At 52.7% G+C, this 25,313-nt stretch carries 20 protein-coding genes; 11 read left to right on the forward strand and 9 right to left on the reverse strand.

The window, feature by feature from the left end; translation table 11 throughout:
* Nucleotides 1–108: 108 nt before the first annotated feature.
* Together ACLJTG_RS16785 and ACLJTG_RS16790 are read right to left on the reverse strand one after the other, a co-directional pair.
* Nucleotides 109–369 carry a YfhL family 4Fe-4S dicluster ferredoxin gene (locus tag ACLJTG_RS16785; RefSeq protein ID WP_001196290.1) on the reverse strand — a complete coding sequence of 87 codons (261 nt, stop codon included), beginning with the start codon at nt 367–369 and terminating at the stop codon, nt 109–111.
* Between the two features lie 37 nt (nt 370–406).
* A complete protein-coding gene (locus ACLJTG_RS16790; protein WP_023233486.1) occupies nt 407–1,333 on the reverse strand; it encodes a LysR family transcriptional regulator in 927 nt (308 codons plus the stop codon).
* Nucleotides 1,334–1,448: 115 nt separating this feature from the next.
* Here ACLJTG_RS16790 and ACLJTG_RS16795 point away from each other — a divergent pair, with 115 nt between their 5' ends.
* Both ACLJTG_RS16795 and ACLJTG_RS16800 read left to right on the forward strand, forming a co-directional pair.
* Nucleotides 1,449–2,645, forward strand: a complete 1,197-nt coding sequence (locus ACLJTG_RS16795) for an OFA family MFS transporter (protein WP_001276364.1) — start codon at nt 1,449–1,451, stop codon at nt 2,643–2,645.
* Nucleotides 2,646–2,666: 21 nt separating this feature from the next.
* Nucleotides 2,667–3,584 carry an oxidoreductase gene (locus ACLJTG_RS16800; RefSeq protein WP_023233488.1) on the forward strand — a complete coding sequence of 306 codons (918 nt, stop codon included), beginning with the start codon at nt 2,667–2,669 and terminating at the stop codon, nt 3,582–3,584.
* Between the two features lie 37 nt (nt 3,585–3,621).
* Here ACLJTG_RS16800 and ACLJTG_RS16805 read toward each other — a convergent pair whose 3' ends face one another.
* Nucleotides 3,622–4,470, reverse strand: a complete 849-nt coding sequence (locus ACLJTG_RS16805; protein ID WP_000995694.1) for a MurR/RpiR family transcriptional regulator — start codon at nt 4,468–4,470, stop codon at nt 3,622–3,624.
* 115 nt (nt 4,471–4,585) lie between these two features.
* On the opposite strand from ACLJTG_RS16805, the gene murQ reads away from it, so the two are divergent.
* The 4 genes from murQ to tadA are packed head-to-tail and all read left to right on the forward strand — an operon-like array spanning nt 4,586 to nt 8,066.
* Complete coding sequence (murQ, locus tag ACLJTG_RS16810) at nt 4,586–5,479, forward strand: N-acetylmuramic acid 6-phosphate etherase (RefSeq protein WP_198898338.1); 894 nt, start codon at nt 4,586–4,588, stop codon at nt 5,477–5,479.
* A 10-nt stretch (nt 5,480–5,489) separates the two neighbouring features.
* On the forward strand, nt 5,490–6,851 hold the full coding sequence (locus tag ACLJTG_RS16815; protein ID WP_000361660.1) for a PTS transporter subunit EIIC: 1,362 nt from the start codon (nt 5,490–5,492) through the stop codon (nt 6,849–6,851).
* Between the two features lie 3 nt (nt 6,852–6,854).
* The gene (yfhb, locus tag ACLJTG_RS16820; RefSeq protein ID WP_000253558.1) at nt 6,855–7,490 is read left to right on the forward strand and encodes a phosphatidylglycerophosphatase C; all 636 of its coding nucleotides are present in this window, start codon (nt 6,855–6,857) and stop codon (nt 7,488–7,490) included.
* Nucleotides 7,491–7,514: 24 nt separating this feature from the next.
* Nucleotides 7,515–8,066 (forward strand): tRNA adenosine(34) deaminase TadA, encoded by a 552-nt coding sequence (gene tadA / locus ACLJTG_RS16825; protein WP_001134564.1) that lies wholly within the window; start codon nt 7,515–7,517, stop codon nt 8,064–8,066.
* A 50-nt stretch (nt 8,067–8,116) separates the two neighbouring features.
* Here the strand turns inward: tadA and mltF are convergent, their stop codons facing one another.
* Complete coding sequence (gene mltF, locus ACLJTG_RS16830; RefSeq protein ID WP_023207143.1) at nt 8,117–9,661, reverse strand: membrane-bound lytic murein transglycosylase MltF; 1,545 nt, start codon at nt 9,659–9,661, stop codon at nt 8,117–8,119.
* On the reverse strand, nt 9,662–9,892 hold the full coding sequence (locus ACLJTG_RS16835) for a hypothetical protein (protein ID WP_001669324.1): 231 nt from the start codon (nt 9,890–9,892) through the stop codon (nt 9,662–9,664). It lies immediately after the preceding gene.
* Between the two features lie 24 nt (nt 9,893–9,916).
* Here ACLJTG_RS16835 and purL point away from each other — a divergent pair, with 24 nt between their 5' ends.
* The 5 genes from purL to glnB all read left to right on the forward strand — a co-directional run bounded on the left by purL (nt 9,917) and on the right by glnB (nt 18,254).
* The gene (purL, locus tag ACLJTG_RS16840) at nt 9,917–13,804 is read left to right on the forward strand and encodes a phosphoribosylformylglycinamidine synthase (protein WP_410959021.1); all 3,888 of its coding nucleotides are present in this window, start codon (nt 9,917–9,919) and stop codon (nt 13,802–13,804) included.
* A gap of 504 nt (nt 13,805–14,308) precedes the next feature.
* Nucleotides 14,309–15,739: a two component system sensor histidine kinase QseE/GlrK gene (gene qseE, locus ACLJTG_RS16845; protein ID WP_001670672.1), complete on the forward strand. Its 1,431-nt coding sequence runs from the start codon at nt 14,309–14,311 to the stop codon at nt 15,737–15,739.
* A gap of 1 nt (nt 15,740) precedes the next feature.
* Nucleotides 15,741–16,505, forward strand: a complete 765-nt coding sequence (gene qseG / locus ACLJTG_RS16850) for a two-component system QseEF-associated lipoprotein QseG (protein ID WP_001054239.1) — start codon at nt 15,741–15,743, stop codon at nt 16,503–16,505.
* Nucleotides 16,505–17,839: a two-component system response regulator GlrR gene (gene glrR / locus ACLJTG_RS16855; RefSeq protein WP_024131115.1), complete on the forward strand. Its 1,335-nt coding sequence runs from the start codon at nt 16,505–16,507 to the stop codon at nt 17,837–17,839. Before qseG ends, glrR begins: the two co-directional genes overlap by 1 nt.
* Nucleotides 17,840–17,915: 76 nt before the next feature.
* Nucleotides 17,916–18,254, forward strand: a complete 339-nt coding sequence (glnB, locus tag ACLJTG_RS16860; RefSeq protein ID WP_000717694.1) for a nitrogen regulatory protein P-II — start codon at nt 17,916–17,918, stop codon at nt 18,252–18,254.
* A 48-nt stretch (nt 18,255–18,302) separates the two neighbouring features.
* Here glnB and dtpD read toward each other — a convergent pair whose 3' ends face one another.
* From dtpD to cadC, 4 genes are all read right to left on the reverse strand, one after another.
* On the reverse strand, nt 18,303–19,763 hold the full coding sequence (gene dtpD, locus ACLJTG_RS16865) for a dipeptide permease DtpD (RefSeq protein WP_198898336.1): 1,461 nt from the start codon (nt 19,761–19,763) through the stop codon (nt 18,303–18,305).
* Nucleotides 19,764–19,818: 55 nt separating this feature from the next.
* A complete protein-coding gene (gene cadA, locus ACLJTG_RS16870) occupies nt 19,819–21,963 on the reverse strand; it encodes a lysine decarboxylase CadA (RefSeq protein WP_001100652.1) in 2,145 nt (714 codons plus the stop codon).
* 82 nt (nt 21,964–22,045) lie between these two features.
* The gene (gene cadB / locus ACLJTG_RS16875; protein ID WP_000100008.1) at nt 22,046–23,377 is read right to left on the reverse strand and encodes a cadaverine/lysine antiporter; all 1,332 of its coding nucleotides are present in this window, start codon (nt 23,375–23,377) and stop codon (nt 22,046–22,048) included.
* Between the two features lie 360 nt (nt 23,378–23,737).
* Nucleotides 23,738–25,279, reverse strand: a complete 1,542-nt coding sequence (gene cadC / locus ACLJTG_RS16880; protein ID WP_001727744.1) for a lysine decarboxylation/transport transcriptional activator CadC — start codon at nt 25,277–25,279, stop codon at nt 23,738–23,740.
* Between the last annotated feature and the right edge of the window lie 34 nt (nt 25,280–25,313).

A 25,313-nucleotide genomic window follows, 5' to 3' on the forward strand; every position in this document is an offset into this window, starting at 1 on the left:
TGCCGGATGGCGGCGTAAACACGTTATCTGACCTACAGGCCGATATATTGTCGGCCTGATAAGCATAGCGCCATCAGACATTGTTGCGTTGGAAATGCGTTAACCCGCTTACAGTTTATCTGCGTGATGCATCAGAACAAACTTATCCCACAACTGTTCTTCGCTTTCGACATGGGCGGGATCCTGCAAAATCGTATTGGGGATTGGGCAGACTTTCTGACAGGTCGGCGTTTCGTAATGACCTACACACTCGGTGCATTTGTCGCTGTTAATTTCATAAATGCTATCACCCATGGATATCGCCTCATTCGGGCACTCTGGCTCGCACATATCGCAGTTGATGCATTTTTTGGTGATTAACAGCGCCATCAGGAAATTCTCAGAAACAACACAAATCGGGCGGGCATTATACGCCTATTTTCTGCTCGGGCCAGCTCTTTTCTGGCGCTGATTTGTTATCTACCGTGTAAAAATTTTTGATCTGCTTGAGCAGGCAGATGGTTGCGTTATCCAGTGAAAGGTCATTACTGTGCACCAGCATGACAGGAATAAAGAATGCGGGGATGCCCAGTGAAACCAGGCGAACATTTTTGGGTGTCGATAAATGGGTTAGCGAGCGGGTAATAAATGCGATGCCAATCTGCGCTTCGGCATACTCAAGGCATGAGTAGTGGTTATCCAGTTCGCAGATGACGTTAGGGACGACTTTGCGGTTATTAAATTCTGTGGTGATGATCCCTCTTAATAGCAGAGAGTCATTAAGCACGATAATGGGCTGGTCGTTTAAATCTTTTAAATGCAGACGTTCGCGTGTCGCCAGAGGATGAGAAAGTGGGATTGCAGCGATAATTTCATCTTCAAACAGCATGGTCGAGCTTAGCTGGGCAGGGAGCGCTGTTCGATAAACAATGCCAATATCAACGACGCTATCCGTCAGCTTTTTAATGGTTTGCTCAGTTGAGAACTCTTTAACATTTAAAGATATTTCCGGATGGTGCGCCATAAAGCTGCGAAAAGCGGGCAGAACCAGGTAGCTGCCTGACACCCCGATTGAAATAGTATCGCGCTGTTGATCCTGATAGGGAAGAAGTTCATTTTCTGCATTTTTTAAATCCAGCATTATTTTGTTAGCGTGTCGTTGCAAAATAATGCCTGCTTTTGTTAATTTAATTCCTCTACCTTTTCGCTTAAATAATATTGTTTTAAGTGATGACTCAAGTTGTTTGATTTGCTGACTTAATGATGGCTGAGTGATAAACAGGCGACTGGCTGCCCGACCATAATGTAATTCATCACACAATATCAGGAAGGAATGTAGTTGTTTGATATTCATTAAAATTTAATGCCAATCGATTGGGTTTTGTTATAACGATTATAAAAAATACCAAATTGTTTGCCTATTTTGCTTTTTTTAAACTGTGATCAGTGCATTTTAAAAAGGGAAAATTATGTCGGCATCAATCAACCGCTGGGGAATGCTTGCCGCTCACGTGTGCATCAATTTTGTGCTCGGGGGCGTCTACGCATTTAGCTATTTCAAAACACCACTCATGGCGCAATATCACTGGGATCCGGCTACGCTGGCGTTAGCATTCTCTATCAACATGGGGATCATTCCTTTACCGATGATTTGGGGCGGGAGAATGATCGACAATGGTAAAGGAAAGCAGGCGATAGTTATCGGTGGTATCCTGTTTTCTTTAGGTTTTATCTTGTCCGGGTTTGTGGATAATTTGCCCATGCTGTTTTTAACCTACGGCGTCATTGCCGGGTTGGGATCGGGCCTGGCTTTTACGGGTAATCTTAATAATATTCTGAAATTTTTCCCTGACCGTCGCGGTCTTGCCAGCGGTATCGTACTGGCGGGTGTTGGCGTCGGAACGCTACTTTGCACCCGCCTGGCCGAATATTTTATGGCGCAAACTCACGATGTTAGTCGGGCGTTGTTATATCTGGGTATTGTTTATCTGGTGGTTATTTTTATCGTCCAGTTCTTTATTCGTAGCGCGCCAGCAAAAGATAGCGGAGGAATTAAAGCGTCGCCACTGGATAAAGACTATCGGCACATGCTGAAAGATTTGCGCTTCTGGCTGCTGTTTATGATTCTGGCGCTGGGCGTGTTCTCTGGGATGGTAATTAGCTCAAGCTCTGCGCAAATTGGTATGACGCAGTACGGTTTACTGTCCGGTGCATTAGTCGTTAGCCTGGTCTCGATATTTAACTCAATTGGTCGTCTGTTCTGGGGAGGGTTAACCGATAAATTAGGCGGCTATAATACGCTGGTTATTGTTTACCTCTTTACCTGCTTGTGTATGCTGCTGTTATTTTTCTTCAATGGCAATACTTCGGTATTTTATTTCAGCGCTCTGGGCGTGGGCTTTGCTTATGCCGGTATATTAGTTATCTTCCCTGGCTTGACCAGCCAGAATTTTGGCATGCGCAACCAGGGACTAAACTACGGCTTTATGTATTTTGGTTTTGCCGTCGGTGCGGTTATTGCTCCTTACGTCACGTCCGCTATTGCAAAGTATACCGGAAGCTACAATACAGTATTTATTTTGACAACGGTGCTATTGCTTATTGGAGTCGTGTTGACCCTGATAACGAAGAAATATGTCGCAACGGTTTTAGCCAAAATTCATTAATCAGATAATAAGGAAATAAAAATGAAAATTGCAATCGCAGGTGCAGGCGCTATGGGATGTCGTTTTGGCTATATGCTGCTGGAGGCCGGGCACGACGTGACGCTTATCGATAGCTGGCAGGAGCATGTCGACGCTATTCGTAGCAAGGGGTTGTTTGTCGAAACGGAAACGACTCAGAAGTATTACCCCATCCCTGCTATGTTGGCTGATGAATCCCAGGGGGAGTTTGAGCTGGTTATTCTGTTTACCAAAGCAATGCAGCTGGAAAGCATGTTACAGCGTATCAAGCCATTACTGCCAGCCGCGAAGGTCGTGATGATTTTATCTAACGGCTTGGGAAATATCGAAACGCTGGAGAAATATGTCGATCGGCAGAAAATCTATGCGGGTGTGACGTTATGGTCCAGCGAACTGGAGGGGGCTGGGCATATTATGGCCACCGGTACCGGAACGATTGAACTGCAGCCGATTGCCAGCCAGGATTCGGCTCAAGAGGCTAAGGTCATTGCCACCCTTAATAGCGCTGGATTGAATGCTGAAATAAGCCCTGACGTATTATTATCGATCTGGAAGAAAGCAGCCTTTAATAGCGTAATGAACACCTATTGCGCGCTACTGGATTGTAATGTCGGCGGATTTGGTCAGCGGCCTGGTGCTTTAGATTTAGCGCAAGCGGTAGTTGATGAGTTTGTGTTAGTTGCTGCCAGCCAGAATATTCCGTTGACTGAGCAAATGGTGATGAATACGGTGAAGAAAGTGTTCGATCCGCGTGAGAGCGGCCACCACTATCCTTCTATGCATCAGGATTTACATAAAGGCCGACTGACTGAAATCGACTATTTAAATGGTGCGATTGCGCGAATCGGCGCTCAGAACAATATTGCCGTACCGGTTAACACACTCCTGACGCAATTGATTCACGCTAAAGAAGCGCAATAAACTTGATGGCTCTTCTGCATGAGGCGGAAGAGCCATTTCAAACCAGTTTTTTTACCAGCGCCTCGCTATGGCGAATACGCTCCGGCGCCCGCTCTAAATCCTGTTGTACCAGCGCCATAAACAGTAAGTCGGTCAACATCATTTGCGCATGTGTCGAGGAGATAGCGGCGCTGCGCGTCGCCTGCTCTTCAGCAATCGTATACAGACAGCGGGTGGCGCGCTGCTGCAAGGCGTTGGGAGAAAAACCGGTAATGGCCAGGATCTTCGCGCCTGCGCGTAATGTTTCGTCCGCCGCCAGGTTCAGCTCGCGCCGCTCCCCGGAATAAGAGATCGCCAGCAGCAGATCCTCCGGCGCCAGCGCCTGCACCGTCGCCAGCAGGGCGTGCATATCGCGCTCAACCACCGCGTTAATGCCAATCTTCAGTAGCTTCCAGGCAAAATTTTGCGCCACCAGCCCAGAGGCGCCAATCCCGGTGATCACAATACGTCGGGCGTGGCGCAGCATCGTGACGCTTTCTAACAGCTTTTCTTCACTGTTAACGTCCAGCGTGGCGTGCATTGCCGCCACATTCTCTTTAATTAATTTTTCCCCGACCAGGCGCATCGGATCGTCGCCGCGAATCTGGTTATGAACGGGAACGGAATGCGGATTAGGATTGCTGGCCAACGCTTCGCTGATAGCCAGTTTCAACGCCGGAAACCCTTTAAACCCCAGTTTTTGCGCGAACTTGACTACGCTGGATTGGCTGACGCCCGCTTCGGCCGCCAGTTGCTGCGAGCTCAGATGCCGCGCCGTATCCGGTTGCGCGAGCAGATAATCCGCCAGTTTCCTGTCGCTTTGCGCGAGATCCGGATAACGCTGGCGAATACGAATCAAACAGTTCATGAGCAGCTCCTGCGAAACGTGATGGCGACGACAAAACGAAATTTCACTCGCCTGGGGGAATATTCTATTCCATCATGGACGCTTATTATGAATTAAAAATTCCAGAGGGACAAAAATGAATCTTGGTACCTTAGTGTCTGAAACCCGTAACCCGCAAACGATGGATCTGGATGCGTTGCCTACTCCTGAATTAGTTAAGCGTTTTAATGAACAGGATACGCGGGTAGCGGAAGCGGTAAAAGCCACTCTGCCTGACGTTGCGCGTGCGGTGGATGCCGCTGCGGCGGCGCTGAGGTCTGGCGGACGTATCATCTATATGGGCGCGGGCACCAGTGGTCGGCTTGGCGTACTGGATGCCTCAGAATGCCCCCCGACGTTTGGCGTTCCGCACGGTCTGGTCGTCGGGCTGATTGCCGGTGGGCCGGGCGCGTTGCTGAAAGCGGTCGAAGGCGCGGAAGACAGCCAACAGGCAGGCGAAGACGATCTTGTCGCGCTAAATCTGCAAGAACAGGATCTGGTCGTGGGGCTCGCGGCGTCGGGTCGTACACCCTATGTGATTGGTGGCCTGCGCTATGCGCGACAGTCCGGTTGTACCACTGTTGCCGTCTCCTGTAATCCAGATTCGCCTATTGCGCGGGAGGCTAATATCGCTATTTCGCCCGTTGTCGGGCCGGAAGCGCTTACCGGCTCCACGCGGCTGAAATCCGGCACCGCACAGAAAATGGTGCTCAATATGATTTCTACCGGCGCGATGGTGAAGTTCGGCAAGGTCTATCAAAACCTGATGGTGGATATGAAAGCCACCAACGTCAAACTGGTCGATCGCGCGTGTCGGATGGTCGTTGAAGCGACCGGGATAGGTCGTGAAGAAGCAGAAGCGTTGCTGAAACAGACCGATTTTGAGGTTAAGCCCGCCATTTTGATGGCGCTTACGGGGCTGGATGCTGCAGCCGCCAGGGAAAAACTCGCCGCTCATCAGGGCTTTTTAAGGGCGGCGTTAGAACACTAAAGAGGTGTGTATGGATAAGACGGCAGCGCTCGCCAGCGACATTTTACGTGGTATCGGCGGAGAGCAAAATATTCTGCGCCTGGAAAACTGTATGACGCGAGTCAGGGTGGAGGTACAGGACGACAGCCAACTGGATATTCCGCGCTTAAAAGCGTTGCCTGGCGTCAGTGGATACGTAAAGCAAGGGGAGCAACATCAGCTGATCGTTGGGCCGGGGAAGGCTGCGCAGGTGGTTGATGCGATGCGCGTGCAGATTGCCGCAGGTGGTGTAAAGCCGGACGATGCTATGGCGCGTACCAAATCCGAGGCGAAAGCGAAGTATAAAGCGCCGATGAGCGATGCGTTGCGTAAGCTGGCGAATGTTTTTATACCGCTTATCCCCGCCTTTATCGCATCCGGCTTGATTACCGGCATTATCAACATTCTTAAACGTCCGGATATCGTCGGCGATGTTGCCGTCCACTATCCTAACCTGCTGGGCCTGATGGGGATATTTGGTAGCGCGGTATTCGCTATCATGAACATTCTTGTTGGCGTCAATACCGCGAAAGTCTTTGGCGGATCGCAGGCGTTAGGCGGCGTGATGGCGGGGATCCTTTCCAGCCCGCAACTGGCGCAGATTACGCTCTTTGGCGAGGCGCTTCAGCCGGGACGGGGCGGCGTTATCGCCGTCCTGCTGGTGGTGGCGTTAATGTGCTGGATTGAGCGCCAGTTCCGTAAGCTGCTGCCGGGGTCGCTGGAGTTAATTCTTAACCCTTTATTGACGACTGTTATCACCGGCGCGGTAGCGATTGTCGCTCTGCAACCGCTTGGCGGCTGGATTTCAGACGCTATCGCTCACGGCGCGTCCTGGGCTATCGATCGCGGCGGTTTTCTGGTGGGCGCGGTGTTAGCCGGAACCTTCCTGCCGTTGGTACTGACCGGGCTGCATCAGGGGCTGGTGCCTATTCATGTGGAGCTGGTGCAAGCGCACGGCTATAACGCGCTGTTTCCCATCCTGGCGATGGCGGGCGTTGGTCAGATAGGCGCGGCCATTGCCGTACTGATGAAAACCCGCAATGCGCGGCTCAAAAAGGTGATTAAAGGCGCGCTTCCGGTCGGACTGCTGGGGATTGGCGAGCCGCTGATTTTTGGCGTCACGCTGCCATTGGGTAAGCCATTTATTGGCGCTTGCCTCGGCGGCGCGGTAGGCGGGGCGTTGATCAGCTACTGGAAAGTGGCGACGGTAATTACCTTTGGTATTTCCGGTTTGCCGCTGGCATTAACAATTGTTGCCGGAAAAGTCCTGTTCTATCTGTTAGGCTATTTAATAGCGGTAATTGCCGGGTTTATTTTTACCTGGCTGCTGGGGTTCAATGATCCAGAGGAGTAAGGTTTGGTCAGCCACGAGCGTCGTGTCGTCTTTTTTGATTTGGATGGAACGTTACATCAACAGGATATGTTCGGCAGTTTTCTGCGTTATTTGCTGCGCCGTCAGCCGCTAAATGCGCTGCTCGTACTGCCGCTGTTGCCCATTATCGGTATCGGTTTACTGGTAAAAGGGCGTGCGGCCCGCTGGCCGATGAGTCTGTTATTGTGGGGCTGTACTTTTGGCCATAGCGAAACGCGTTTGCAGGCGCATCAGGCGGATTTTGTCCGTTGGTTTCGCGCTAACGTCACGGCGTTTCCGGTAGTACAGGAGCGTCTGACCACCTATCTATTGAGCTCTGACGCGGATATCTGGCTTATTACCGGTTCTCCGCAATCATTGGTAGAGCAAGTCTATTTTGATACGCCGTGGCTGCCGCGCGTTAACCTCATCGCCAGCCAGATGGCGCGACGGTATGGCGGCTGGGTATTAACCGTGCGCTGTCTGGGCCATGAAAAAGTCGCGCAACTGGAACGTAAAATCGGTACGCCGCTGCGTCTTTATAGCGGCTACAGCGACAGCAAACAGGATAACCCGCTGCTTTATTTTTGCCAGCATCGCTGGCGGGTGACGCCGCACGGCGAGTTGCAGCAGCTCGAATAGTGAAACGCATAGCGTCTGTGTATAATGCCGCCCGCTTTCATTACCGGAGTTACCTCTTTGTCTGATGTCGAATTAGATCACGAATACTGGATGCGCCACGCGCTGACGCTGGCGAAACGCGCCTGGGACGAACGCGAGGTTCCGGTTGGCGCGGTATTGGTGCATAACCATCGCGTCATTGGCGAAGGCTGGAACCGACCCATTGGCCGCCACGATCCTACTGCGCACGCTGAAATAATGGCGCTGCGTCAGGGAGGTCTGGTATTGCAGAATTACCGGTTACTGGATACCACGCTGTATGTCACACTGGAACCCTGTGTGATGTGCGCAGGCGCTATGGTGCATAGCCGCATTGGACGCGTTGTCTTTGGCGCGCGCGATGCAAAAACCGGCGCGGCCGGATCGCTAATTGATGTGCTGCACCATCCGGGAATGAATCACCGGGTCGACATTATTGAAGGGGTGCTGCGCGATGAATGTGCGACGCTGCTCAGTGATTTTTTCCGTATGCGTCGTCAGGAAATTAAAGCCCTGAAGAAAGCCGACCGTGCGGAAGGCGCGGGGCCGACAGTATAGCGCAATGCCGGATAAGAGGTTACGCGTCGCCATCCGATAAGACCACCGCGCTATTTTTCTTCTTTCTTCTGCGGCGTAAACAGTAAAGACGGCGAATGCGTCAGGTAGCCTGATGACTGCGATAAAAACGACAGGAGGGGGAAGGGCGCTTTATTCAGCTCCTCCGGCGACACCGCCGGGTAATCCTGCGCCAGTTTCATGGCTTCCGCTTCCTGCTTTTCTTTTTCCTGCAAATACCCCACCAAGCTTATCTGGTATTTACGGATATTTTCCACATAAGCATAAGCCTCATGTCCACGCGCGTAACCGTAGGTTAGCTTACTGTAATACGGTTTTTGGCTTAATAGCGGCAAACGCTGCTTCACATCGGTCCAGCTATCCGGATTGCCTTTAGTTTTTACCGTCAGCGATCTGGCATCGAGCATGTGCGCATAACCCATATTGTAGGCGGCTAAAGCAAACCAGATACGCTCGTCTTCCGGAACGGTTTCGGGAACTTTAGCCATCATATCTTCAAGATAGCGAGCGCCGCCGCTGATGCTTTGCTCCGCATCGGTACGGTCGGTCAGCCCCAGACTTTGGGCGGTATTTTTAGTCAGCATCATCAGGCCGCGCACGCCGGTTGGCGAGGTCGCCAGCGGGTCCCAGTGTGATTCCTGATAAGAAATCGCCGCCAGCAGGTGCCAGTCTATCTCTTTGGCATATTTTTTAAATAACGGTTCCAGCTCCGGCAGGACGTTATCTACCGCTCGCAGGAAAGAGCGGGTATCAACGTAGTCGAAATCATCGCCATGTCCCAGATATTTCTCTTCGATCCGCGCCAGAGAACCGTCTTCATTGATCGAATTGAAAAAATCGAGCAGCGCGGCGGAGAGCGTATTATCGTCGTCCAGTCGGCTAAACCAGGTCACGGGCTGTTCATCCGTGACATCCAGCGCCACGGCCAGCTCGGGATGAACGCGCTGAAACAGACTGATCGCCACTGAATCGGCAATGGTGTAATCCAGTTTGCCGCTGATGACCTCTTCCAGCAGCGTCGTCGAGCCTTTTTTATCATCCACTTTCCAGCTCAGGTCGGGAAACTTTGTCTCTTTTAAACGCTGTAAATCATTGACCACGACGTGCCCTGGCGCAATGGTAAGCTGATTCTCGTTAACGGTCGCCAGCGAACGTGGGCGATATTGGCCGACCCGGTAGACGAGCTGTTGCGAAACTGAATAATACATGGGGCCGGGCTGATAGTTTTTAACGCGTGCGCTGTCGTAGACCAGCCCTGCCGCGAGCAGGTCGGCATTGCCGTTATCCAGATCGTCAAACAACTGGCTGATATTCTGGCGCACCGTCACTTTCAGCTTCACGCCGAGATAGTTGGCGAACTGCTGCGCCAGTTCATAGTCCAGACCATATTTTTTACCGTTGATAACGGAATAGGTTAATGGCGAGTCGATCGTACTGACGCGCAGTACCCCCCGGGCTTGAATCGCGGCGATATGGTTTTCGGTTTTACCGAACCAGGGGATTGAGGGCCAAAGGGCTGCTGCCAGCAGCAGCGTCAATATGCCGATGAACAGATAATTAATCTTTAATTTTTTCAATTAGTTAATTCTCTGGATCGTGCGTTGCCTCGGGCTGAAAATGATGTTTTGCTGCAATAGATAAGTCATTAATGAGCGGCATTTTGCGTAACAATGCGCCAGTTGGCAACTTATTCGCAACGATAGCCGCACCGTATGACAAGAAAAAGCGGTGATTTTATTTCTACGCAAACGGTTTCGTCGGCGCGTCAGATTCTTTATAATGACGGCCGTTTCCCCCCTTGCGCACACCGAAGCTTAGAAGACGAGAGACTTATGATGGAAATTCTGCGTGGTTCGCCTGCACTGTCTGCATTCCGTATCAATAAACTGCTGGCGCGCTTTCAGGCTGCCAACCTCCAGGTCCACAATATATACGCTGAGTATGTCCATTTTGCTGACCTGAACGCCCCGTTAAATGATAGCGAGCAGGCGCAGCTTACCCGTCTGCTGCAATACGGCCCGGTGCTTAGCAGCCATACGCCGGCGGGTAAACTCCTGTTGGTCACACCGCGTCCTGGTACCATCTCCCCCTGGTCTTCAAAAGCAACGGATATCGCCCACAACTGCGGCCTGCAACAGATTGACCGTCTGGAGCGCGGCGTAGCGTACTATATCGAGGCTTCGACGTTGACGGCGGAACAGTGGCGACAAGTGGCCGCAGAGCTGCACGACCGTATGATGGAGACGGTGTTCTCTTCTTTAACCGATGCGGAAAAACTGTTTATCCACCATCAGCCTGCGCCGGTTTCCAGTGTCGATCTGCTGGGAGAAGGCCGTCAGGCGTTAATTGACGCCAACCTGCGTCTTGGTCTGGCGCTGGCGGAAGATGAAATCGACTATTTGCAGGAGGCGTTTACCAAACTGGGACGCAACCCGAACGATATCGAATTGTACATGTTCGCCCAGGCGAACTCCGAGCACTGCCGCCACAAGATTTTTAATGCCGACTGGATTATCGACGGTAAACCGCAGCCGAAGTCGCTGTTTAAAATGATTAAAAACACCTTCGAAACCACGCCGGACTATGTGCTCTCTGCCTATAAAGACAATGCCGCGGTGATGGAAGGATCTGCGGTGGGGCGCTACTTCGCCGACCACAATACCGGCCGTTACGATTTTCATCAGGAGCCCGCGCACATTCTGATGAAGGTCGAAACGCATAACCACCCAACCGCCATCTCTCCGTGGCCGGGGGCGGCGACCGGTTCCGGCGGCGAAATTCGTGATGAAGGCGCCACCGGGCGTGGCGCGAAACCAAAAGCCGGGTTGGTGGGCTTCTCCGTTTCCAACCTGCGTATTCCGGGCTTTGAACAGCCGTGGGAAGAGGATTTTGGCAAGCCGGAACGTATTGTCACCGCGCTGGATATCATGACCGAAGGTCCGCTGGGCGGCGCGGCGTTTAACAACGAATTTGGTCGCCCGGCGCTGACCGGTTACTTCCGTACTTATGAAGAGAAAGTGAACAGCCACAATGGCGAAGAGCTGCGTGGCTATCACAAGCCGATCATGCTGGCGGGCGGGATCGGTAATATCCGCGCCGATCACGTGCAGAAAGGCGAGATCGTCGTCGGCGCGAAGCTGATCGTCCTTGGCGGCCCGGCGATGAATATCGGCCTCGGCGGCGGGGCGGCTTCTTCAATGGCTTCCGGCCAGTCTGATGCGGATCTCGATTTTGCCTCTGTTCAGCGCGATAACCCGGAAATGGAACGCCGCTGCCAGGAAGTGATCGACCGCTGCTGGCAGTTGGGCGACGCCAACCCAATCTTGTTTATCCATGATGTGGGCGCGGGCGGTCTCTCCAACGCCATGCCGGAGCTGGTGAGCGACGGTGGGCGCGGCGGGAAGTTCGAACTGCGCGACATTCTTAGCGACGAGCCAGGCATGAGCCCGCTGGAAATCTGGTGTAACGAATCCCAGGAGCGCTATGTGCTGGCGGTCGCGGCTGACCAGTTGCCGCTGTTCGACGAACTGTGTAAGCGCGAACGCGCGCCGTATGCGGTCATTGGCGACGCTACCGAAGAACAGCATCTCTCGTTGCATGATAACCATTTCGACAATCAGCCGATCGATCTACCGCTGGATGTCCTGCTGGGAAAAACGCCGAAAATGACCCGCGATGTGCAAACATTGAAGGCGAAAGGCGATGCGCTGAACCGCGCGGATATCACGATTGCCGACGCGGTAAATCGTGTTCTGCATCTGCCGACCGTGGCGGAAAAAACCTTCCTTGTCACTATTGGCGACCGTACCGTCACCGGTATGGTGGCGCGTGACCAGATGGTTGGCCCGTGGCAGGTTCCGGTGGCTGACTGCGCGGTCACTACCGCCAGCCTCGACAGCTACTACGGCGAAGCGATGTCGATTGGCGAGCGCGCGCCGGTGGCGCTGCTGGACTTTGCCGCCTCCGCCCGTCTGGCCGTCGGTGAAGCGTTGACTAACATTGCCGCGACGCAGATTGGCGATATCAAGCGCATTAAGCTTTCCGCTAACTGGATGGCGGCAGCCGGTCATCCTGGCGAAGATGCCGGTTTGTATGACGCGGTTAAAGCGGTGGGAGAGGAACTCTGTCCGCAGCTTGGCCTGACGATTCCGGTGGGCAAAGATTCGATGTCGATGAAAACCCGCTGGCAGGAAGGCAACGAACAGCGCGAAATGACCTCGCCGCTGTCGCTGGTGATTTCCGCGTTTGCCCACGTGGAAGACGTGCGTCACACCCTTACGCCGCAGCTGTCAACGGAAGATAACGCCTTGCTGCTGATCGATCTTGGCAAGGGCCACAACGCGCTGGGCGCAACGGCGCTGGCGCAGGTCTATCGTCAGCTTGGCGACAAACCCGCGGACGTGCGTGACGTCGCGCAACTGAAAGGCTTCTATGACGCCATGCAGGCGCTGGTCGCTGCGCGTAAATTACTGGCCTGGCACGACCGTTCCGACGGCGGTCTGCTGGTGACGCTGGCCGAGATGGCCTTTGCCGGCCACTGCGGCGTGCAGGTCGATATCGCCGCGCTGGGCGATGACCATCTGGCCGCACTGTTCAACGAGGAGCTGGGCGGCGTGATTCAGGTACGCGCTGAAGACAGAGACGCGGTCGAAGCGCTGTTGGCGCAGTACGGCCTTGCTGACTGCGTCCACTACCTTGGTCAGGCTCTGGCTGGCGATCGCTTTGTGATTACCGCTAATGACCAGACGGTATTCAGCGAAAGCCGCACTACGCTGCGTGTCTGGTGGGCGGAAACCACCTGGCAGATGCAGCGTCTGCGCGACAATCCGCAATGTGCTGACCAGGAACACGAGGCGAAAGCGAATGATGCCGATCCGGGCCTCAACGTGAAGCTGTCGTTTGATATTAATGAAGATATCGCCGCGCCGTACATTGCGACAGGCGCACGACCGAAAGTCGCTGTACTGCGCGAGCAGGGGGTGAACTCTCACGTGGAGATGGCGGCGGCGTTCCATCGTGCGGGCTTTGACGCGATTGACGTCCATATGAGCGACCTGCTGGGCGGTCGTATCGGTCTGGGTAACTTCCATGCGCTGGTGGCTTGCGGCGGCTTTTCCTACGGCGACGTGCTGGGGGCGGGCGAAGGCTGGGCGAAATCCATTCTGTTTAACCATCGGGTGCGCGACGAATTCGAAACCTTCTTCCATCGTCCGCAGACGCTGGCGCTGGGCGTGTGCAACGGTTGCCAGATGATGTCGAATCTGCGCGAGCTGATCCCGGGCAGCGAACTGTGGCCGCGTTTTGTACGTAACCATTCTGACCGCTTCGAAGCCCGCTTCAGCCTGGTAGAAGTGACGCAAAGCCCATCGCTGCTGCTGCAAGGAATGGTAGGCTCACAGATGCCGATTGCGGTTTCCCATGGGGAAGGGCGCGTTGAGGTGCGGGACGATGCGCATCTTGCCGCGCTTGAGAGCAAAGGCCTGGTCGCCCTGCGCTACGTTGATAACTTTGGTAAGGTGACCGAAACCTATCCGGCTAACCCGAACGGTTCGCCGAACGGCATCACGGCGGTGACGACCGAAAATGGTCGGGTGACGATTATGATGCCGCATCCGGAACGCGTATTCCGCACCGTCGCCAACTCCTGGCACCCGGAAAGCTGGGGCGAGGATAGCCCGTGGATGCGTATCTTCCGTAATGCGCGTAAGCAGCTTGGGTAGTTCCATTCGTCGCCGTCCCGTATTTGGGTGGTGTCGCGAAATGCCGACATCACCCTAAATACAGTGTCGCTAAAAGGTGACACTTAACTCATTGTTTTTCGATTAATATTAAGGTGATGGTGTTTAGTGTTGCCTTTTGGCGACATATTGCTTAAGTTTTGCTCGTTAGCGCCAGAGTGAGGTTAAGTTATAAAATATATTAAAATCATCATGTTAATTAATTGTTTTGCAACCTGGCACAATTACTGCATAATGATAACCAGTGGCTCATTCACCTTCTTATGTCAGCCCCTTAGGGACGCGCTACATAAACTTCGAATGACGCACAACAAGGTGCCTGCCGTCCAACTTCTGATAATAGCGTAGCTTTATCAACCTCCGGGCGAAACGTCGAGTTAGGCACCGCCTTATTCCATAACAAAGCCGGGTTTAGCCCGGCTTTGTTGTATCTGGCGCTTCCCTCGGTTAGCATCTTTTTTATTCTTCTTTTATGTGAGCGACACGTTGAAGCGCTGGTCTGTTTTCCCCCGTTCTTTACGACAATTGGTCATGCTGGCCTTTTTGCTGATCCTGCTGCCGTTGCTGGTTCTGGCCTGGCAGGCGTGGCAAAGCCTTAACGCGTTAAGCGATCAGGCTGCGGTGACTAACCGCAGCACGCTTATTGACGCCCGGCGCAGCGAGGCGATGACCAACGTCGCGCTGGAGATGGAGCGAAGCTACCGACAGTATTGCGTGCTTGACGATCCGACGCTGGCAAAAGTGTATCAAAGCCAGCGTAAGCGCTATAGCGATATGCTGGACGCCCATGCCGGCGTCTTGCCGGATGATAAGTTGTATCAGGCGTTACGCCAGGATTTAAACGCGCTGGCGCAATTGCAGTGTAAAGATAGCGGCCCGGAAGCGGCAGCGGCCGCGCGCCTGGAGGCCTTTGCCAACGCGAATACGGAAATGGTGCAGGCGACGCGTACTGTGGTTTACTCGCGCGGGCAGCAGTTACAACAAGAAATCGCCGAGCGCGGACAATTTTTCGGCTGGCAGGCGCTGGTGCTATTTCTGGTGAGCCTGGCGATGGTGCTACTTTTTACCCGCATGATTATCGGGCCGGTGAAAGGAATTGAACGGATGATTAATCGCCTGGGCGAAGGCCGTTCTTTAGGGAATACCGTCACCTTTACCGGTCCGCGTGAATTACGATCGGTGGGGCAGCGCATTATCTGGCTGAGTGAGCGTCTGGCGTGGCTGGAATCCCAGCGCCATCAGTTTCTACGTCACCTGTCCCATGAGCTGAAAACCCCGCTGGCCAGTATGCGCGAGGGGACAGAGCTGCTGGCCGATCAGGTGGTTGGGCCGCTGACGCCGGAGCAAAAAGAGGTGGTCGATATTCTGGATGACAGCAGTCGTAATTTACAAAAATTGATTGAGCAATTGCTTGATTACAACCGGAAACTGGTAGACAGTGCCACAGAGCTGGAAGCGGTCGATATCGCGCCGCTTGTGGATATGGTGGTTTCCGCCCACAGTTTGCCTGCCCGCGCTAAAATGATGCATACCGATGTCGACCTGGAGGCCGAACGCTGCATAGCAGAGCCCATGTTGCTGATGAGCGTGCTGGATAATCTCTATTCCAACGCGGTGCACTATGGCGCTGAATCCGGTAACATTTGTATCCGTAGTCGCTCTCAGGGCTCCACGGTTTATATCGATGTGGTTAATAGCGGCGAGCCGATTCCGCAAACCGAAAGAGAAATGATTTTTGAGCCTTTTTTCCAGGGAAGCCACCAGCGAAAAGGGGCGGTAAAAGGCAGTGGGTTAGGGCTGAGTATCGCCAGAGATTGTATTCGTCGAATGCAGGGAGAGATCCAACTGGTGGATGACAACGCGCAGGAAGTTTGTTTTCGCATCTCGCTGCCATTGCCTGCATCTGACAAACACTAATATGAATTTAAGCCTGGTGCGTATGTCACACGTTTTCGTCCAAACTATTAAACGATGCCTTTTGCGGTGGGGAATACCGGTGGGCATATCGTGTCTGGCGCTGACCGCATGTGTTCCCCATGCTTCCCAGCAACTGCCCGGTAGCGCAGCGCAGGACACGCTCCCCCATTATCAACTGGCGGATTATCTCCCGACGGCGTGCGCGGATATCTGGTCGCTACGCGGGCAGGCGGTGGAGACGAATCCGCTGTACTGGCTACGCACGATTGACTGCGCCGATCGTCTGATGCCGGTTCAGTCGCGCGCAGAGGCGCGCGCGTTGACGGATGATAACTGGCAAAATGCCTTCAGGCGCGGGATTTTACTGGCGGATGCAAAAATTACGCCGCCGGAGCGGCGCGCCATAGTGACCCGTCTGGAGGCGTTAAGCGCGCAAATACCGGCTCAGGTACGGCCCGTCTACCAAATCTGGCATGACGGTCAGGCGTTGCAATTAGCGCTTTCTGCCGAACGTCAGCGTTATAGCAAGCTCCAGCAAACGTCAGATAGTGAGCTGGATGCGCTGCGCCAGCAGCAACAGGCCTTGCAAACGCAGCTCGATCTTACCACCCGTAAGCTGGAGAGTTTAACCGATATTGAGCGCCAGCTTTCGACACGAAAACCGGCAGGGAATTACAACGCCGATACGCCGCATACGAATGACAAACCCGCGACGTCTGAAGATGGCGCGGCGCCGTCGCCGTCACAAGATGAGGTAACGCCATGATAAGCCGTAAACCGGCGCACCTGCTGCTGGTCGATGACGATCCCGGATTACTGAAATTGCTCGGTATGCGCCTGACCAGTGAAGGATACAGCGTCGTGACCGCAGAGAGCGGCCAGGAAGGACTACGGGTACTGCATCGGGAAAAAGTGGATCTGGTAATAAGCGACCTGCGCATGGACGAAATGGATGGTATGCAACTGTTCACAGAAATCCAGAAAGTACAGCCGGGAATGCCGGTTATTATTCTGACGGCGCATGGTTCTATTCCGGATGCGGTGGCCGCTACCCAGAAGGGCGTATTCAGCTTTTTGACAAAGCCGATCGACAGAGACGCGTTATATAAAGCGATAGATGAAGCGCTGGAGCAGTCCGCTCCCGCGACGGACGATAGCTGGCGCAACGCTATCGTTACCCGTAGCCCGCTGATGCTGCGACTGCTTGAACAGGCGCGCATGGTCGCGCAGTCGGATGTCAGCGTATTGATTAACGGACAAAGCGGCACCGGGAAAGAGATTTTCGCACAGGCGATTCATAATGCCAGCCCGCGCAGTAACAAGCCGTTTGTCGCCATCAACTGCGGCGCGTTACCGGAACAGTTGCTGGAGTCCGAATTATTCGGCCATGCGCGCGGCGCCTTTACCGGCGCAGTGAGCAATCGTGAAGGGTTGTTCCAGGCGGCGGAAGGCGGCACGCTGTTTCTGGATGAAATTGGCGATATGCCCGCGCCGTTACAGGTGAAGCTGCTGCGGGTGTTACAGGAGCGCAAAGTCAGGCCGCTGGGCAGCAATCGCGATATTGATATCGATGTGCGAATCATTTCCGCGACGCACCGCGATCTGCCGAAGGCGATGGCGCGGGGCGAGTTTCGTGAAGATTTGTACTACCGGCTGAATGTCGTGAGCCTGAAAATTCCGGCGCTGGCGGAGCGTACCGAGGATATTCCGCTGCTGGCTAATCATCTGCTCAGACAGTCGGCACAGCGGCATAAACCGTTTGTTCGCGCCTTTTCTACTGATGCAATGAAACGGCTGATGACGGCAAGCTGGCCGGGCAACGTGCGCCAACTGGTCAACGTCATTGAACAATGCGTGGCGTTAACTTCTTCGCCGGTGATCAGCGATGCGTTGGTCGAACAGGCGCTGGAAGGCGAAAACACCGCGCTGCCCACCTTTGCCGAAGCGCGAAACCAATTTGAACTGAACTATCTGCGCAAGTTACTGCAAATTACCAAAGGTAACGTGACGCACGCGGCAAGGATGGCGGGGCGCAACCGCACGGAATTCTATAAGCTACTCTCCCGTCACGAACTGGATGCGAATGATTTCAAAGAGTAGTTTTCATGCCGTAAAGTAGCGCGAAATATGTTACGTTTAACCGATCAAAACACAGGCGACCTTTTCAAGGAATAGCATGAAAAAGATTGATGCGATTATTAAACCCTTCAAGCTGGACGATGTCCGTGAAGCGCTGGCCGAGGTAGGTATTACCGGCATGACGGTCACTGAAGTCAAAGGTTTTGGCCGTCAAAAAGGCCACACCGAGCTGTATCGCGGCGCGGAATATATGGTGGATTTTCTGCCGAAGGTAAAAATTGAAATCGTTGTGCCTGACGACATCGTGGATACCTGTGTTGACACCATCATTCGTACCGCGCAGACGGGGAAAATCGGCGACGGTAAGATCTTTGTCTTTGATGTCGCCCGCGTTATTCGTATCCGTACTGGCGAAGAAGACGACGCGGCTATCTGATGTGCCGATTCGCTGCCCGTCTCCTCCTTGTGGGCAGCGAGCCACCGTTTAATCGCCCTGCGGTAGCGCCGATGTAGTCCGGGTGCAAACCCATCTCAGGCCGACAATGGCGACGATCAGCGCCACGCAACTTAGCGTCCACTCGCCCATTTGCGAGAAAAAGTGTCCGTAGGCGGCTACCGTCGTATCACTAATTTGCGATTCCGTGGTTTGTTGCGCGACGACGCCAGCCAGCCAGTTAGCGACCGCGCCGGTCGCCAGCATATAAATACCGGTTAGTACGCCCGTGACGCCAGGCAGGTTGAGGCGGGTAATTTGCGCCATCGCGACCGGATCAATAAACAGCTCTGCAAAGCCCATCAGCGCCAGCCCTGCGATCATCATTCCCATTGATGCCTGCCCGTCTAACCGGGCCTGATGCGCGTTTAGCGCCAGCAGCATAAAACCGCCGCCCATTAATACCAGCCCCACGGCAAATTTAAGCCAGACGCGCAGCACCGAGCGGGCGCTCTCTTTCGGGCTGCTCAGCCACGCCAGCACCACGCCCGCCGCCATCACCGCAATCGCATTGACCGACTGGAACAATGCGGTGGGAACGGTCATATTCAGCCAGTGGCGGTTGACAAAACGGTCGATGAATAAACTGATCGAACTTCCGCCCTGCTGCGCCAGAACCCAAAAGAGAGTGCCGGTGATCATTAACAGAACGATTTGCCACAAGGCGCGACGGTGTTCGGGAAATTTAACCATAATACGGGCGATAAGTTGCGCCGCGAAGACGCAGACAATGGCCAGCACATAGCCAGACCAGTTATTTTCCAGCAGGAGGGTGAAGAATACCGGCGCGATACACAGCATTAATACCAGCCAACCCCAGGTTGGAAGGGCAAATTTAACCGCCCGCAGCGCGGGGCGATTAACACCGCGCGTCTGCTGAAAGTGGCGATGACCGCTTAAAAAGATGAGCAGGCCGATGAACATTCCCACGCCCGCCAGCGCAAAGCCGACATGCCAGCCATACCACTGCGCCGCCAGACCACAGGCGATCGGCGCGGCTATCGATCCAATATTCCCGGCGGCGTAGAGCAGCGAGAATCCCCCGTCGCGGCGGTTGTCATCAGGGGCGTAAAGTTCGCCCAGCAGACAGCTAATATTGGATTTAAACAAGCCGTAGCCGCAGATAATAATGGCCAGCGCCGCATATAAACTCAGCGTTGAATCAGATTCTAAGCCCAATACCACATGACCCAGCGTCATCAATAAGGCGCCGGTGATAACCGCCACGCGGTTGCCAAGCAGGCGGTCGGCAAGCCAGCCGCCAAGAATAGGGGTAACGTAAACTAAAGAGGCGTAGGCGCTGAAGAGGTTGATCGCGTGGCTGTCATTAAAACCAAGCTGGTGGGTAAGATAAAGGATGAGTAAGGCACGCATGCCGTAAAAGCTGAAGTATTCCCAAATTTGAATCGCCACGATGTAAAAAATCGCGCGCGGTTGTGAGGGTGTTTTCATAAAGTCTCCTTGCTGCGTGAAAAAAGGGAAGTGGCAAGCCACTTCCCTTTGGTACTTATTTCGTATTTTCTTTCAGCACCTTAACGGTGTAACGTCCGTCTGCCTGACGATAGGCGCCGTGGATATCGGTTTCGAAGCCCGGATAGTGGGCGCCGATTTCGCACAGCATTTGCAGGAATTCCAGTACCGGACGGCTTTCCTCGGTGATCATTTCACCAGGCATCACCAGCGGCACTCCCGGAGGGTAAGGAAGGATCATGTTGGCGTTGACGCGACCAACCATCTCTTCAAGATACACCTCTTCCGTTTCGCCATGCAGCTCTTTCTGGAACGCAGTATACGGCGTCATCACCATTTTCGGCAGCACTTCAAACGCACGGTACATTAAGTCCGGCAGATTATGATGTTCGACCAGTTTATGAATATTCTGCGCCAGTTCCTGGATGCGCATATTTTCATAAAACTCAGGCGCTTCGCGGTACAGTGCCGGCAGAATGTTTTTGACGCGCAGGTTCAGGTCAAAGGCGCGTTTAAATTCAGTGAGCGCGCGCAGCAGGCTCAGTGCTTTGGTTTTGTCGATACCAATGCTGAACAGGAACAGCAGGTTGTATGGACCGGTTTTTTCTACGATGATGCCACGTTCATCGAGATATTTGGCGACCAGACTTGCCGGAATACCGAACTCATCCATCGTACCGTCTTTCTTCATCCCCGGCGTCAGGATAGTGACTTTGATCGGGTCGAGGTACATGTGTTCGTTATCGATATTTTTGAAGCCATGCCATGCGCTATCTGAACGCAGCGGCCAGCACTCAGCTCCATCGATATGTTCCGGCTGCCATACGTCAAAGAACCAGCCGTCAGATTCGCTTTTCAGGCGTTTAATTTCTTTACGGAATTTAATCGCACGTTCAATAGAGCCGTTAATCAGGCGTTTACCCGCATTACCTTTCATCATCGCCGCTGCGGTTTCAGTAGACGCTACGATACCGTAGTGCGGAGAAGTGGTGGTATGCATCATGTAGGCTTCGTTAAAGGTTTCTTCGTTAATGTCGCCTTTAACATGAATCATGGATGCCTGTGAAAACGCCGCCAGCAGTTTATGCGTGGACTGGGTTTCATAAATGATTTTGCCTTCCACACGGTCGCCGCTCATACCGCATTTACCCTGATAAATAGGGGAGAAATTGGTATAAGGCACCCAGGCGGAGTCAAAATGAATGGACTTCACATCCAGAGTTTTCTTGATGTAGTCAGTGTTATACAACAGACCGTCATAGGTTGAGTTAGTAATAACAGCATGGACCGGCCAGGTTGCGTTAGGCGTCTCTTTTACCCGTTTAGCGATAGTGGCGTGCTGGAACTCGCTTTGCGGAATACCGCCAAGAATACCGTAGGCGTTACGGGTTGGGCGGAAATAAATCGGCGTAATGTCGCTCATCATCATCAGATGGGTCAGCGATTTATGGCAGTTACGGTCAATCAGTACCGTGCTGCCTGCCGGCGCGGAGTACATACCGACGATTTTGTTCGCCGTAGAGGTGCCGTTCGTCACCATGTAGCTACGTTCGGCGTTAAAGACGCGGGCGATATACTCTTCCGCTTCTTTATGCGGGCCGGAGTGGTCCAGCAGCGAACCCAGTTCAGAAACGGAAATTGAAATATCGGATTTCATCGTGTTCGGGCCGAAGAAATCATAAAAGATGCTGCCGACGGGGCTTTTCTGGAAAGCGGTCCCGCCCATGTGGCCAGGCGTACAGAAAGTATATTTCCCTTCGCGCACATATTTGAACAACGCTTTTGTCAGCGGCGGCAGAATATTGTCGATGTATTCATCGGTATTCTGGCGAATTTTCGCCGCGATATCGGCTGCGGCGCCTAAAGCATATTCAAAGAAGCGAACCTGCATTCTCAGATCGTTGAGGCTGACGTCCAGCGTAGAGTAGCTGTTGGCGAAGGCGTACAGCGGCATATACTCGTTCAGCTTGCTAATCTCTTCGCAAAGCTCAAGGTTATATTTATCCCAGTCGAAAATGACGCCGCAAAGGCGGGAGTTATTTTCAATCAGCTTCAGCAGGTCTTCTCGGTCGTTTGGATAGACGATACGGAAATTTAAACCTTCCAGTGCACGATGCAGTTCACGAATAGGCTCTTCTTTAAAGTAGACGCCCATGTGGTTCATGATAGCAATAACGTTCATAGTCTTGTTCCTGGTAAAGTGGGCCCCTCCCGCTACGCTATAGCAGGTGACGAAAGGGGCTTTGAGAAAAAGGAGTTAGCGGTTAAAGCGCTTCAGCCGTATTGTTGTCGCTGTCGTTGTTCTGGCGCTGGTGCATTTTGCGACCGTAGAACATCAGGATGATCAGACTGACGATAAAGGTGCCGGAGAGTTCGAAGGAGCTGGCGCCCATCAGTGCGATGAAGCAAAATGCGCAGCCCAGTACAGAACAAATCAGGCTTACCGAGTTACGGATGTTGAACCCTTCGAAACGAATCAGGTCAACACAAGAGTAGAAGTACGGCAGCATGGTAAGCAGTACGGCAATCCCGGTCAGTTCGCCGAACAGGTCGGACGCTTTACCGCCGCTGGAGTTCATGATGGTGATCAGAATCATTAGCGCCGTCATTTTCACCGCAGCCAACAGCAGACCTTTTTTCGGAATACCGTTTTTATCCATTTCACCGTAAATTTTTGGGAAGTTGCCGTCGTTGGCGGCGCGAACCCCAGCCTGGCCGACCAGCATCATCCAGGAGCCCAGAGACGTCAGGCAGGCGAAAGCGGTAAAGGCGGAAACCAGCGGCGCAGCCCAGCCACCCAGAATCGTGGAGGTACTGATAGCGAACGGCGCGCCGGAAGAGGCCATAACGGAAGCTGGGAACATCCCGGCGATAACCTGAGTCGCGGCGATATAGATGATGCCTGCCAGCGCGGTACCCAGCATGGTTGCCAGCGGTACGGTGCGTTTCGGGTTTTTCACCATGCCGGTGCTGACGGCGGCAGACTCAACGCCAACGAACGCCCACAGGCAGAGCAGAATACTTTTAACAATGGCGTGAGAGTCGGTCGTCGTAGACGTGTTCCAGTTCGCGTGATAGGTCGCGATATCGAACCAATGCCAGCCGGCGACTGCGGTCAAGACTACCGGGATCAGCACCAGAAACAGGCCAATCGTTGTCAAGCGGCTGACCCAGGCCCCGCCCAGCATATTAATAAAGGTGAACAGCCAGACGATAGCAATACAGGCAATACCTGCCGGTATTGGATTATTTAATGCCGGGAAGAATGTAGAAAGATAAGAAACCGCGGTAATACCGATGGCTAAGTTACCAATCCAGTTTGCGTGATAATAAAGAACGCCGGTCTGGAAACCAAACGCCGGAGATATTTCCCCAGCATAAGCGATAGGGCCACCCTGTTGCGGGTTTTTGGTTGCCAGCCTCGCATAAACATAAGCCAGAGACATTGCCCCAATAATAGAAATTACCCAGCCCCAGATGGCAATGCCACCAATACTGGCAAGGTTGGCGGGTAATAATGCAATCCCGCTCCCCATCATATTACCGGCAACGACGCCAGTACAGGCAAATAGCCCGATCTTTTTGACAGAACTCATGTTCATTTCTCCTGAGCTGTATTTTTAAGAACCGGGCTTATGCTTCATATATGCTGCGTGCCCGTTCAACTGTCGACAAGATTAACGAATGGGTTGAGATAAGTCCTAAAGAAAAAGTGAAATAAACACAAACATGAAAAAACTGATAGATTGATTTTTTTGAATTAACATATAAATATCATGAAAAATATCATGAAAGGATAAACATCGTTTAATTACAAAGAGTTATATTTACATTTCTTTGCGATGAATATGTTGCCAAAATTAACATAAGCTATTTTTGGCAACATGTTTTTCACAAAATAAAAGCGAAAAATTTAATATCTTTTCGCTTTTATTTGTCATGGTTCAGCGTTAAATTTAATCTTCTGCCAGAAAACTATTCAGATAAGGGACAATTTTCTGAACGGATGTCTGAAATACGCCGTTCTCGATCCAGTACAGCGTGTTTTCACCTGGACGTAAATTAAAGGCGGTCAGATAGGCATCAGCGGCCAGACGATTCTCACCTTTCATTTCGTAAACTTTCCCCAACAGGACATAGTTAAACCACGACATTTCAAGCTCGATGCTTTTATTGATTTCCTCATACGCTGCATCGATATCACCTTTGCCTAACAGATCAACGGTCTTGATTTTATAATAAACAGACGTTTTCTCAACGCCCGGAATTTGATCTATTTTTTTAAACTCTTCGTTCAGCGCAGCCACTTGTTCTTTATCAAACGGCTGTTGTGATTGCCGTAATACATCTACCAGCACTTTATATTCATAGGCATAGTTGAAATCAGGCGTTTCCTTAATAATGCCATTCAGAATATCGCTGGCTTTACTTAGCGCCTGCGCATCGCCGCTCAGAATAAGCTGGCGCGCCTCATAAAAACGCATCAGCGCGGTATTTTGCGGCGTTCTGAACAGGGCCAGTTGTTCTCGCATTCGATTAGGCCAGGGCTGTGTTAAAACGAAAGACAGGCTATTAAACAGATCATCCTGGATGGACAACTGGTTAGTATTGGTGACGAAATAACGCTTATCCAGCATGGTTGAACCATCGGCGTTATCAATGAGCACCACAGACATAAAGCACTGCTGCGCCCGATAGTGGCGCTGATTGACAAACTGAATGGTTAACGTCTTACCGGAGCTGCTTGGCTCATTGACCCGGTAATTGGTTTTATCGTGCACCATAAAAGTCGAGTAGGTGTTCAGCAAGTCGGTGATTAAGCCGCCCAGACCGATGGCGTAGGACTCCTGCGAGACCCAGTTATTACAGGAATTGCCGCCTTCAAAACGAACATCTATATCTCGTGGGTTAAGTAATAACCGCGTTTTTGTTACCGCGGCATTATGATCTACCACCGACATCACGATAAACACCACCAGCGTCGCCAGCGAGAGCAGGAACATCACCCACGTCCAGAAAGCGGCGATACGCGGCTTTTTCGCCTTTTTAGTCGGCGTTTGCAAAGAGGCGGGCGGCACGGGTGTAGCGGCAGTAACCCCCTCCGTCGGTTCTGCATTCGTCGCTGCGATCGGCGGCGGCGACGTTGATGAATTATCGATCTCATCGCTATTTTCTTCGCACCAGATAACCGGCGCCGTCAGCTTATAGCCGCGTTTAGGTACGGTAACGATGTATTCAGCATTGCTGTCTCCGCCATCTCTTAATGATTTGCGTAGTTCAGAAATGCTTTGGGTGACAACATGGTTGGTCACGATGGTGCGCATCCAGACATGATCAATAATGTTATCCCGGCTTAACACTTCATCCGGGTGATGCGCAAAATACATCAGAAGATCGATCAGCCGTGGTTCAAGAGTAATCTGGCGTCCCTGACGACTGATCTGATTAACAGAAGGTGTAACCAGCCACTCTCCAATGCGTACAACAGGTTGCTGCATAAAAAGATGCCCTAACGAGCTAAGTCAAACGTTA

The sequence above is a fragment of the Salmonella sp. SAL00672 genome (assembly GCF_046552175.1).
GTDB lineage: Bacteria > Pseudomonadota > Gammaproteobacteria > Enterobacterales > Enterobacteriaceae > Salmonella > Salmonella enterica.

Coding starts and splice junctions, on each gene's coding strand:
- purL (WP_410959021.1), top strand. CDS start 9,917: ATGATGGAAATTCTGCGTGGTTCGCCTGCACTGTCTGCATTCCGTATC.
- glnB (WP_000717694.1), top strand. CDS start 17,916: ATGAAAAAGATTGATGCGATTATTAAACCCTTCAAGCTGGACGATGTC.
- ACLJTG_RS16795 (WP_001276364.1), top strand. CDS start 1,449: ATGTCGGCATCAATCAACCGCTGGGGAATGCTTGCCGCTCACGTGTGC.
- cadA (WP_001100652.1), bottom strand. CDS start 21,963: ATGAACGTTATTGCTATCATGAACCACATGGGCGTCTACTTTAAAGAA.
- ACLJTG_RS16790 (WP_023233486.1), bottom strand. CDS start 1,333: ATGAATATCAAACAACTACATTCCTTCCTGATATTGTGTGATGAATTA.
- ACLJTG_RS16805 (WP_000995694.1), bottom strand. CDS start 4,470: ATGAACTGTTTGATTCGTATTCGCCAGCGTTATCCGGATCTCGCGCAA.
- murQ (WP_198898338.1), top strand. CDS start 4,586: ATGAATCTTGGTACCTTAGTGTCTGAAACCCGTAACCCGCAAACGATG.
- ACLJTG_RS16785 (WP_001196290.1), bottom strand. CDS start 369: ATGGCGCTGTTAATCACCAAAAAATGCATCAACTGCGATATGTGCGAG.
- tadA (WP_001134564.1), top strand. CDS start 7,515: ATGCCGCCCGCTTTCATTACCGGAGTTACCTCTTTGTCTGATGTCGAA.
- cadB (WP_000100008.1), bottom strand. CDS start 23,377: ATGAGTTCTGTCAAAAAGATCGGGCTATTTGCCTGTACTGGCGTCGTT.
- dtpD (WP_198898336.1), bottom strand. CDS start 19,763: ATGAAAACACCCTCACAACCGCGCGCGATTTTTTACATCGTGGCGATT.
- ACLJTG_RS16800 (WP_023233488.1), top strand. CDS start 2,667: ATGAAAATTGCAATCGCAGGTGCAGGCGCTATGGGATGTCGTTTTGGC.
- cadC (WP_001727744.1), bottom strand. CDS start 25,279: ATGCAGCAACCTGTTGTACGCATTGGAGAGTGGCTGGTTACACCTTCT.
- qseG (WP_001054239.1), top strand. CDS start 15,741: ATGAATTTAAGCCTGGTGCGTATGTCACACGTTTTCGTCCAAACTATT.
- ACLJTG_RS16815 (WP_000361660.1), top strand. CDS start 5,490: ATGGATAAGACGGCAGCGCTCGCCAGCGACATTTTACGTGGTATCGGC.